Here is a 10,831-nt window from a genome sequence, read left to right as displayed (position 1 = left end):
AACTAAAAGCACTGGTCTGAGTTAAATTTATATCAGCATAAATGGGTCAGGACGCTTTTAATCACATATAAAAAGCGTCCTTTTTCTCACAATCAAATGATCATCGGCTTCTATAACGAAATCGATACGGATTAGTGTGTTACTCGTCTTCATCCTCAAAACGCGCCACGATTAGCTCGCCGGAGTGGTTGGCACGCAGCTCTTCTGCCACCAGCGCGATTGCCTGGCCGCTACTCATCCCTTGTGCCATCAGTTCCTGGATCCGCTCGACAGCTTTTTGCTGCTGTTCATGGGTGAGTGAAGGTAAACCTGCAAACATTGTTAACTCCTGCTAAATTGTTGGCGCTAATTATTTCATGCTACCCGGCACATAGCCAGTAGAGTCAGGACTGATGAAGACGTTATCTCCCGCTGTGATTACTTTACCCTGGCGTCAGGACGCCGCTGAATTTTATTTCTCCCGCTTAAGCCACCTGCCGTGGGCGATGCTTTTACACTCCGGCTATGCCGATCATCCGTATAGCCGCTTTGATATTGTGGTCGCCGATCCGATTTGCACTTTAACCACTTTAGGTAAAGAAACCGTTGTTAGTGAAAGCGAAAAACGCACAACGACCACTGATGACCCGCTACAGGTGCTCCAGCAGGTGCTGGATCGCGCAGACATTCGCCCAACGCATAACGAAGATTTGCCATTTCAGGGCGGCGCACTGGGGTTGTTTGGCTACGATCTGGGCCGCCGTTTTGAGTCACTGCCAGAAATTGCGGAACAAGATATCGTTCTGCCGGATATGGCAGTGGGTATCTACGATTGGGCGCTCATTGTCGACCACCAGCGTCATACAGTTTCTTTGCTGAGTCATAATGATGTCAATGCCCGTCGGGCCTGGCTGGAAAGCCAGCAATTCTCGCCGCAGGAAAATTTCACGCTCACTTCCGACTGGCAATCCAATATGACCCACGAGCAGTACGGCGAAAAATTTCGCCAGGTACAGGAATATCTGCACAGCGGTGATTGCTATCAGGTGAATCTCGCCCAGCGTTTTCATGCGACCTATTCTGGCGATGAATGGCAGGCATTCCTTCAGCTTAATCAGGCCAACCGCGCGCCATTTAGCGCTTTTTTACGTCTTGAACAGGGTGCAATTTTAAGCCTTTCGCCAGAGCGGTTTATTCTTTGTGATAATAGTGAAATCCAGACCCGCCCGATTAAAGGCACGCTACCACGCCTGCCCGATCCTCAGGAAGATAGCAAACAAGCAGAAAAACTGGCGAACTCAGCGAAAGATCGTGCCGAAAATCTGATGATTGTCGATTTAATGCGTAATGATATCGGTCGTGTTGCCGTAGCCGGTTCGGTAAAAGTACCAGAGCTCTTCGTGGTGGAACCCTTCCCTGCCGTGCATCATCTGGTCAGCACTATAACGGCGCGACTACCAGAACAGTTACACGCCAGCGATCTGCTGCGCGCAGCTTTTCCTGGTGGCTCAATAACCGGGGCTCCGAAAGTACGGGCTATGGAAATTATCGACGAACTGGAACCGCAGCGACGTAATGCCTGGTGCGGCAGCATTGGCTATTTGAGCTTTTGCGGCAACATGGATACCAGCATTACTATCCGCACGCTGACTGCCATTAACGGACAAATATACTGCTCTGCGGGCGGTGGAATTGTCGCCGATAGCCAGGAAGAAGCGGAATATCAGGAAACTTTTGATAAAGTTAATAAGATATTACGCCAACTGGAGAAGTAAGACGTGGAATACCGTAGCCTGACGCTTGATGATTTTTTATCTCGCTTTCAACTTTTGCGCCCGCAAATTAACCGGGAAACCCTAAATCATCGTCAGGCTGCCGTGTTAATCCCCATCGTCCGTCGACCGCAACCGGGGTTGTTGCTGACTCAGCGTTCAATTCATCTGCGTAAACACGCTGGACAAGTGGCATTCCCTGGAGGTGCAGTCGATGACACGGACGCATCAGTTATCGCCGCCGCGCTGCGCGAAGCTGAAGAAGAGGTCGCTATACCGCCTTCCGCCGTTGAAGTTATCGGCGTGCTGCCGCCCGTCGATAGCGTAACTGGCTATCAGGTAACCCCAGTGGTCGGCATTATCCCGCCCGATCTGCCGTATCGCGCCAGTGAAGATGAAGTCTCGGCGGTGTTTGAAATGCCGCTCGCCCAGGCATTACATCTGGGTCGTTATCACCCTTTAGATATCTACCGCCGTGGCGATTCACATCGGGTATGGCTGTCCTGGTACGAACAGTATTTTGTATGGGGAATGACCGCAGGCATAATTCGTGAGCTGGCGCTGCAAATTGGTGTGAACCCCTGACTATACTTATCTTTACATCTACAAAACACTACTTGAGACAATCATCGCAATATTAGTTAAATCGCGGTTTTTGATTAGTTTAATTCATGTGAATAGTTAAGCCAGTCGCCGCGTTCCCTCTTACACTATGCGCTGTTATTAGTTCGTTACTGGAAGTCCAGTCACCTTGTCAGGAGTATTATCGTGATTAGTCTATTCGACATGTTTAAGGTGGGGATTGGTCCCTCATCTTCCCATACCGTAGGGCCTATGAAGGCGGGTAAACAGTTCGTCGATGATCTGGTCGAAAAAGGCTTACTGGATAGCGTTACTCGCGTTGCCGTGGACATTTATGGTTCACTGTCGCTGACGGGTAAAGGCCACCACACCGATATCGCCATTATTATGGGTCTTGCAGGTAACGAACCTGCCACCGTGGATATCGACAGTATTCCCAGTTTTATTCGCGACGTAAAAGAGCGCGAACGTCTGCTGCTGGCACAGGGACGGCATGAAGTGGATTTCCCGCGCGACAACGGGATGCGTTTTCATAACGGCAACCTGCCGCTGCATGAAAACGGTATGCAAATCCACGCCTATAACGGCGATGAAGTCGTCTACAGCAAAACTTATTATTCCATCGGCGGCGGTTTTATCGTCGATGAAAAACACTTTGGTCAGGATGCTGCCAACGAAGTGAGCGTGCCGTATCCGTTCAAATCTGCCACCGAACTGCTCGCGTACTGTAATGAAACCGGCTATTCGCTGTCTGGTCTCGCTATGCAGAACGAACTGGCGCTGCACAGCAAGAAAGAGATCGACGAGTATTTCGCGCATGTCTGGCAAACCATGCAGGCATGTATCGATCGCGGGATGAACACCGAAGGTGTACTGCCAGGCCCGCTGCGCGTGCCACGTCGTGCGTCTGCCCTGCGCCGGATGTTAGTTTCCAGCGATAAACTGTCTAACGATCCGATGAATGTCATTGACTGGGTAAACATGTTTGCGCTGGCAGTTAACGAAGAAAACGCCGCCGGTGGTCGTGTGGTAACTGCGCCAACCAACGGTGCCTGCGGTATCGTTCCGGCAGTGCTGGCTTACTATGACCACTTTATTGAATCGGTCAGCCCAGACATCTATACCCGTTACTTTATGGCAGCGGGCGCGATTGGTGCATTGTATAAAATGAACGCCTCTATTTCCGGTGCGGAAGTTGGTTGCCAGGGCGAAGTGGGTGTTGCCTGTTCAATGGCTGCTGCGGGTCTTGCAGAACTGCTGGGCGGTAGCCCGGAACAGGTTTGCGTGGCGGCGGAAATTGGCATGGAACACAACCTTGGTTTAACCTGCGACCCGGTTGCAGGGCAGGTTCAGGTGCCGTGCATTGAGCGTAATGCCATTGCCTCTGTGAAGGCGATTAACGCCGCACGGATGGCTCTGCGCCGCACCAGTGCACCGCGCGTCTCGCTGGATAAGGTCATCGAAACGATGTACGAAACCGGTAAGGACATGAACGCCAAATACCGCGAAACCTCACGCGGTGGTCTGGCAATCAAAGTCCAGTGTGACTAATACTTCTTACTCGCCCATCTGCAACGGATGGGCGAATTTATACCCGCTTTCTCGTCTGCTGTAATATTCCCCACTACACTTCCACTGTTGCGTCAGGCGTTTGTCGCCATACGCTTACAGGGTGGCCCGCATACAAAAAGCACAACGGATCATTAAAACCTATCGCCGTAATCGAATGATTGTTTGTACGATTTGCGCACTCGTTACGCTCGCTTCGACCCTGAGCGTGCGATTTATTTCACAGCGTAACTTAAATCAACAACGGGTAGTACAATTCGCCAATCACGCTGTAGAGGAATTAGATAAAGTACTGCTTCCCCTACAGGCAGGTAGCGAAGTCTTGCTTCCGCTGATTGGTCTGCCCTGCTCTGTCGCCCATTTTCCATTACGTAAACAGGCGGCAAAACTCCAAACTGTGCGATCCATTGGCCTGGTGCAAGACGGCACACTTTATTGCTCCAGCATTTTTGGTTATCGCAATGTGCCCGTCGTGGACATTCTGGCTGAACTTCCTGCACCGCAACCACTTTTACGCCTGACGATCGACCGTGCCCTGATTAAAGGCAGTCCGGTTTTGATTCAATGGACGCCTGCAGCGGGCAGTAGCAATGCTGGGGTCATAGAGATGATTAACATCGACTTACTGACGGCAATGCTCCTTGAGCCACAACTGCCGCAAATCAGTAGCGCCAGCCTGACGGTGGACAAACGGCATTTGCTCTATGGTAATGGGCTGGTAGATTCCCTTCCGCAACCTGAAGACAATGAAAACTATCAGGTTTCTTCGCAAAGCTTTCCTTTTACCATTAACGTAAATGGTCCGGGGGCTACGGCGCTGGCATGGCACTATCTTCCAACACAATTACCGCTGGCGGTGCTGCTAAGTTTACTGGTGGGCTATATCGCCTGGCTGGCGACCGCTTACCGGATGAGCTTTTCCCGCGAAATTAATCTGGGCCTGGCGCAACATGAGTTCGAATTGTTCTGTCAGCCTTTGCTTAATGCGCGCAGCCAGCAATGTATTGGTGTAGAGATTTTGCTGCGCTGGAATAATCCGCGTCAGGGCTGGATTTCACCGGATGTGTTTATTCCTATCGCGGAAGAACATCATTTAATTGTGCCACTGACCCGCTATGTGATGGCAGAAACCATTCGTCAGCGCCATGTTTTCCCGATGAGTAGTCAGTTTCATGTTGGCATTAACGTCGCACCCAGCCATTTTCGCCGTGGTGTGCTGATAAAAGATCTCAATCAGTACTGGTTTAGCGCTCACCCGATTCAGCAACTGATCCTCGAAATCACCGAACGCGATGCCTTACTGGATGTTGATTATCGGATTGCCCGCGAGCTGCATCGTAAAAACGTCAAACTGGCGATTGATGACTTCGGCACCGGCAACAGCTCGTTTTCCTGGCTTGAAACATTACGTCCTGACGTGCTGAAAATTGATAAGTCATTTACCGCAGCTATAGGTTCTGACGCGGTTAACTCGACGGTGACCGATATCATCATCGCGCTGGGGCAAAGACTGAATATTGAACTGGTGGCGGAGGGCGTGGAAACGCAAGAACAGGCGAAGTATTTGCGCCGTCATGGCGTGCATATTTTGCAAGGGTATTTGTACGCACAGCCGATGCCGCTACGTGATTTTCCCAAATGGCTGGCGGGCAGCCAACCGCCGCCCGCCCGGCATAATGGACATATCACGCCCATTATGTCGTTACGTTAACGCTTACTCATCTTCATCGTGCGCCGGTTGCTCTTTAACAATGCGAACCAGATCAACACGATAATCATTGGCTTCAAGGATGGTGATATGCAGTGGCCCTACATCAATCACATCGCCCACACGGGGAATGTGACCATTTGCCGAGATCACGAGGCCCGCGACCGTCGCGATATCATCGTCATCGGCAAGGTGCTCAACATCAAGCGCCTGCTGCAAGGCATGCAAATCTGTACCGCCTTTTACCAGCCAGCCGTTACCATCGGTAATGATTTCCGGCGTTTCGTCAGCGTCCGGGAATTCACCCGCAATGGCTTCCAGCACATCCAGCGGCGTGACCAAGCCTTGTACCACACCAAACTCGTTGGTCACGATAACAAAGCTCCCGCGAGCGCGACGCAGCACGCCCAGCAGGTTGATCGGATCGAGGGTTTCCGGGACGATAATCGCCGGAGACGCCGAAGCAATCGCCGCCACATCAACGCCCTCTTCCAGCGCCACCAGCAGTTCTTTAGCACGTACGATACCGATGATTTCATCCAGTTCACCGCGACATACCGGGAACAGACTGTGCGGTGAAGAGAGCAGTTGCTCGCGGATTTCATCGACCCCGAGATTAGCGTCAACCCAGCTTATTTCACCGCGCGGCGTCATGATCCCGCGCAGAGAACGCGACGCCAGCGTCAGTACGCCGTTAATCATGTACCGTTCTTCTTCGGCAAATGCACCTTCCGGGATCGGCATCGGGTTATCGGCATCGTGCTGAACATTGGCCTGACGTTTCCCGCCCATCAAACGCAGGATGGCATCGGCAGTACGCGCTCGCAGCGGCAAAGTCGACTGGTGACGAATAAAGTTGCGACGCGCAATCTGGTTAAACACTTCGATAATGATCGAGAAGCCAATCGCGGCATACAGGTAACCTTTCGGAATGTGGAAACCGAAACCTTCTGCCACCAGACTCAGACCAATCATTAACAGGAAGCTCAGACAGAGCACCACCACCGTGGGGTGCTGGTTAACGAATCGCGTCAGCGGTTTCGATGCCAGCAACATAACCGCCATCGCAATCACTACCGCAGCCATCATCACCGGCAGATGGTTAACCATCCCTACTGCAGTAATTACCGCATCCAACGAGAAGACGGCGTCAAGGATGACAATCTGTGTGACGACCACCCAGAAACTGGCGTAGCCTTTACCGTGGCCGGAATCATGATCGCGGTTTTCCAGCCGTTCATGCAGTTCGGTTGTTGCTTTGAACAGCAAGAATATCCCCCCGAACAACATAATCAGATCGCGTCCGGAGAAGGAGAAATCCATGACGGTAAATAGCGGTTTGGTCAGCGTGACCATCCATGAAATCAGCGACAGCAGCCCCAGACGCATAATCAGCGCCAGTGATAACCCCAGCAAACGCGCTTTATCGCGTTGTTTTGGCGGCAGTTTGTCAGCAAGAATGGCGATGAAGACCAGGTTATCGATACCCAGCACAATTTCGAGAACAACAAGCGTGAGTAGCCCCGCCCAAATTGAGGGGTCCATTAAGAATTCCATGACAAGCTCCTGCTTAAGGAATAGCTATTCGACGCCAGAAATAATGCAGGCGTAACGACAAAATGCAAACGAAAGGTGCGACATAGAGTGCCAGAAAGGCAGGCGTTAAAAGGCCTGATGCTGAAATGACGTCGGTGACGATCCATACTGCGGGCTACTGCCCTATACTCCATGGTTATTAAACGGGAGTTAAACATATCAGAGACGCCTCTGATTTGGCAAAGATTTACCTTCCTTTGCAAACGAATGTGACAAGGATATTTTACCTTTCGAAATTTCTGATAATCGAAAGTTAAATTACGGATCTTCATCACATAAAATAATTTTTTCGATATCTAAAATAAATCGCGAAACGCAGGGGTTTTTGGTTGTAGCCCTTATCTGAATCGATTCGATTGTGGACGACGATTCAAAAATACATCTGGCACGTTGAGGTGTTAACGATAATAAAGGAGGTAGCAAGTGACCATTGCTATTGTTATAGGCACACATGGTTGGGCTGCAGAGCAGTTGCTTAAAACGGCAGAAATGCTGTTAGGCGAGCAGGAAAACGTCGGCTGGATCGATTTCGTTCCAGGTGAAAATGCCGAAACGCTGATTGAAAAGTACAACGCTCAGTTGGCAAAACTCGACACCACTAAAGGCGTGCTGTTTCTCGTTGATACATGGGGAGGCAGCCCGTTCAATGCTGCCAGCCGCATTGTCGTCGACAAAGAGCATTATGAAGTCATTGCAGGCGTTAACATTCCAATGCTCGTGGAAACGTTAATGGCCCGTGATGATGACCCGAGCTTTGATGAACTGGTTGCGCTGGCAGTAGAAACAGGCCGTGAAGGCGTGAAAGCACTGAAAGCCAAACCGGTTGAAAAAGCCGCGCCAGCACCCGCTGCCGCAGCACCAAAAGCGGCTCCAACTCCGGCAAAACCAATGGGGCCAAACGACTACATGGTTATTGGCCTTGCGCGTATCGACGACCGTCTGATTCACGGTCAGGTCGCCACCCGCTGGACCAAAGAAACCAATGTCTCCCGTATTATTGTTGTTAGTGATGAAGTGGCTGCGGATACCGTTCGTAAGACACTGCTCACCCAGGTTGCACCTCCGGGCGTAACAGCACACGTAGTTGATGTTGCCAAAATGATTCGCGTCTACAACAACCCGAAATATGCTGGCGAACGCGTAATGCTGTTATTTACCAACCCAACAGATGTAGAGCGTCTCGTTGAAGGCGGCGTGAAAATCACCTCTGTTAACGTCGGTGGTATGGCATTCCGTCAGGGTAAAACCCAGGTGAATAACGCGGTTTCGGTTGATGAAAAAGATATCGAGGCGTTCAAAAAACTGAATGCACGCGGTATTGAGCTGGAAGTCCGTAAGGTTTCCACCGATCCGAAACTGAAAATGATGGATCTGATCAGCAAAATCGATAAGTAACGTATTGTGTTGATTATCATTCAGTTTTCACACTAAAGTCTTACGTAAACAGGAGAAGTACAATGGAGATTACCACTCTTCAAATTGTGCTGGTATTTATCGTAGCCTGTATCGCAGGTATGGGATCAATCCTCGATGAATTTCAGTTTCACCGTCCGCTAATCGCGTGTACCCTGGTGGGTATCGTTCTTGGGGATATGAAAACCGGTATTATTATCGGTGGTACGCTGGAAATGATCGCGCTGGGCTGGATGAACATCGGTGCTGCAGTTGCGCCTGACGCCGCTCTGGCTTCTATCATTTCTACCATTCTGGTTATCGCAGGTCATCAGAGCATTGGTGCAGGTATCGCACTGGCAATCCCTCTGGCCGCTGCGGGCCAGGTACTGACCATCATCGTTCGTACTATTACCGTTGCTTTCCAGCACGCTGCGGATAAGGCTGCTGATAACGGCAACCTGACAGCGATTTCCTGGATCCACGTTTCTTCTCTGTTCCTGCAAGCAATGCGTGTGGCTATTCCGGCCGTCATCGTTGCGCTGTCTGTTGGTACCAGCGAAGTACAGAACATGCTGAATGCGATTCCGGAAGTGGTGACCAATGGTCTGAATATCGCCGGGGGCATGATCGTGGTGGTTGGTTATGCGATGGTTATCAACATGATGCGTGCTGGCTACCTGATGCCGTTCTTCTACCTCGGCTTCGTAACCGCAGCATTCACCAACTTTAACCTGGTTGCTCTGGGTGTGATTGGTACTGTTATGGCAGTGCTCTACATCCAACTTAGCCCGAAATACAACCGCGTAGCCGGTGCGCCTGCTCAGGCAGCTGGTAACAACGATCTCGATAACGAACTGGACTAACAGGTGAGCGAAATGGTTGATACAACTCAAACTACCACCGAGAAAAAACTCACTCAAAGTGATATTCGTGGCGTATTCCTGCGTTCTAACCTCTTCCAGGGTTCATGGAACTTCGAACGTATGCAGGCACTGGGTTTCTGCTTCTCTATGGTACCGGCAATTCGTCGCCTCTACCCTGAGAACAACGAAGCTCGTAAACAAGCTATTCGCCGTCACCTAGAGTTCTTTAACACCCAGCCGTTCGTGGCTGCACCGATTCTCGGCGTAACCCTGGCGCTGGAAGAACAGCGTGCTAATGGCGCAGAGATCGATGACGGTGCTATCAACGGTATCAAAGTCGGTTTGATGGGGCCGCTGGCTGGTGTAGGCGACCCGATCTTCTGGGGAACCGTACGTCCGGTATTTGCAGCACTGGGTGCCGGTATCGCGATGAGCGGCAGCCTGTTAGGTCCGCTGCTGTTCTTCATCCTGTTTAACCTGGTGCGTCTGGCAACCCGTTACTACGGCGTAGCGTATGGTTACTCCAAAGGTATCGATATCGTTAAAGATATGGGTGGTGGCTTCCTGCAAAAACTGACGGAAGGGGCGTCTATCCTCGGCCTGTTTGTCATGGGGGCATTGGTTAACAAGTGGACACATGTCAACATCCCGCTGGTGGTTTCGACCATCACCGGGCAGGATGGACAGACCCGTGTCACCACCGTGCAAACTATTCTTGACCAGTTAATGCCAGGCCTTGTACCACTGCTGCTGACATTTGCTTGTATGTGGCTGCTGCGCAAAAAAGTTAACCCGCTGTGGATCATCGTTGGCTTCTTCGTCATCGGTATCGCTGGTTACGCTTGCGGCCTGCTGGGACTGTAAGACTGTTGTACACTACCGGGGCCTTTTGGCCCCGTTTTTTTATCTGGAGGATTAATGACAATCACGGACCTGGTACTGATTCTTTTCATCGCCGCACTCCTGGCCTTCGCGATCTACGATCAGTTCATCATGCCCCGCTGTAACGGCCCCACCCTGCTGGCAATTCCTTTGCTCCGGCGTGGTCGCATCGATAGCGTTATCTTCGTCGGATTGATTGTCATTCTTATCTATAACAACGTCACGAATCATGGCGCGCTAATAACAACATGGTTATTAAGTGCACTGGCTCTGATGGGTTTTTATATATTCTGGATCCGCATTCCGAAGATCATCTTTAAACAAAAAGGTTTTTTCTTCGCCAATGTCTGGATTGAATATAGCCGAATCAAAGCGATGAACTTGTCGGAAGATGGCGTGTTGGTGATGCAATTAGAACAGCGTCGGCTGTTAATCCGCGTTCGAAATATCGACGATCTGGAAAAAATTTATAAGCTTCTCGTATC

The 10,831-nt window shown here is 50.8% G+C and carries 11 protein-coding genes; 8 read left to right on the top strand and 3 right to left on the bottom strand.

The window, feature by feature from the left end; genetic code table 11:
* Window positions 1-139: 139 nt before the first annotated feature.
* The gene (locus ACUU1M_RS15915; protein ID WP_000457332.1) at window positions 140-319 is read right to left on the bottom strand and encodes a YoaH family protein; all 180 of its coding nucleotides are present in this window, start codon (window positions 317-319) and stop codon (window positions 140-142) included.
* Window positions 320-392: 73 nt separating this feature from the next.
* Here ACUU1M_RS15915 and pabB point away from each other — a divergent pair, with 73 nt between their 5' ends.
* From pabB to ACUU1M_RS15895, 4 genes are all read left to right on the top strand, one after another.
* Complete coding sequence (gene pabB, locus ACUU1M_RS15910; RefSeq protein ID WP_000854991.1) at window positions 393-1,754, top strand: aminodeoxychorismate synthase component 1; 1,362 nt, start codon at window positions 393-395, stop codon at window positions 1,752-1,754.
* Between the two features lie 3 nt (window positions 1,755-1,757).
* Window positions 1,758-2,336, top strand: coding sequence for a CoA pyrophosphatase (locus tag ACUU1M_RS15905; protein WP_000456726.1), 579 nt, complete (start codon window positions 1,758-1,760; stop codon window positions 2,334-2,336).
* 183 nt (window positions 2,337-2,519) lie between these two features.
* On the top strand, window positions 2,520-3,884 hold the full coding sequence (gene sdaA, locus ACUU1M_RS15900; RefSeq protein ID WP_152029011.1) for an L-serine ammonia-lyase: 1,365 nt from the start codon (window positions 2,520-2,522) through the stop codon (window positions 3,882-3,884).
* Between the two features lie 130 nt (window positions 3,885-4,014).
* Window positions 4,015-5,613, top strand: coding sequence for an EAL domain-containing protein (locus ACUU1M_RS15895; protein ID WP_024260757.1), 1,599 nt, complete (start codon window positions 4,015-4,017; stop codon window positions 5,611-5,613).
* A 3-nt stretch (window positions 5,614-5,616) separates the two neighbouring features.
* Here the strand turns inward: ACUU1M_RS15895 and yoaE are convergent, their stop codons facing one another.
* Complete coding sequence (yoaE, locus tag ACUU1M_RS15890; protein WP_000394975.1) at window positions 5,617-7,167, bottom strand: CNNM family cation transport protein YoaE; 1,551 nt, start codon at window positions 7,165-7,167, stop codon at window positions 5,617-5,619.
* The gene (locus ACUU1M_RS15885; protein WP_001327808.1) at window positions 7,155-7,313 is read right to left on the bottom strand and encodes a protein YoaL; all 159 of its coding nucleotides are present in this window, start codon (window positions 7,311-7,313) and stop codon (window positions 7,155-7,157) included. The genes yoaE and ACUU1M_RS15885 overlap by 13 nt, the downstream gene beginning before the upstream one ends.
* A gap of 316 nt (window positions 7,314-7,629) precedes the next feature.
* Here ACUU1M_RS15885 and manX point away from each other — a divergent pair, with 316 nt between their 5' ends.
* The 4 genes from manX to ACUU1M_RS15865 all read left to right on the top strand — a co-directional run.
* Window positions 7,630-8,601 carry a PTS mannose transporter subunit IIAB gene (manX, locus tag ACUU1M_RS15880; RefSeq protein WP_000150543.1) on the top strand — a complete coding sequence of 324 codons (972 nt, stop codon included), beginning with the start codon at window positions 7,630-7,632 and terminating at the stop codon, window positions 8,599-8,601.
* A 62-nt stretch (window positions 8,602-8,663) separates the two neighbouring features.
* Window positions 8,664-9,464 (top strand): PTS mannose transporter subunit IIC, encoded by an 801-nt coding sequence (gene manY / locus ACUU1M_RS15875; protein WP_000406926.1) that lies wholly within the window; start codon window positions 8,664-8,666, stop codon window positions 9,462-9,464.
* Between the two features lie 12 nt (window positions 9,465-9,476).
* Window positions 9,477-10,328, top strand: coding sequence for a PTS mannose transporter subunit IID (gene manZ, locus ACUU1M_RS15870; RefSeq protein WP_001331209.1), 852 nt, complete (start codon window positions 9,477-9,479; stop codon window positions 10,326-10,328).
* Between the two features lie 54 nt (window positions 10,329-10,382).
* Window positions 10,383-10,831: DUF986 family protein (locus ACUU1M_RS15865; protein ID WP_449144690.1), on the top strand; the 449-nt coding region annotated here is incomplete at its 3' end.

The organism is Shigella sp. SIG6 (genome assembly GCF_053555815.1).
This window is presented reverse-complemented; position numbering and strand designations above follow the sequence as displayed.

Coding starts and splice junctions, on each gene's coding strand:
- ACUU1M_RS15915 (WP_000457332.1), bottom strand. CDS start 319: ATGTTTGCAGGTTTACCTTCACTCACCCATGAACAGCAGCAAAAAGCT.
- pabB (WP_000854991.1), top strand. CDS start 393: ATGAAGACGTTATCTCCCGCTGTGATTACTTTACCCTGGCGTCAGGAC.
- yoaE (WP_000394975.1), bottom strand. CDS start 7,167: ATGGAATTCTTAATGGACCCCTCAATTTGGGCGGGGCTACTCACGCTT.
- ACUU1M_RS15885 (WP_001327808.1), bottom strand. CDS start 7,313: ATGGATCGTCACCGACGTCATTTCAGCATCAGGCCTTTTAACGCCTGC.
- manY (WP_000406926.1), top strand. CDS start 8,664: ATGGAGATTACCACTCTTCAAATTGTGCTGGTATTTATCGTAGCCTGT.
- manZ (WP_001331209.1), top strand. CDS start 9,477: ATGGTTGATACAACTCAAACTACCACCGAGAAAAAACTCACTCAAAGT.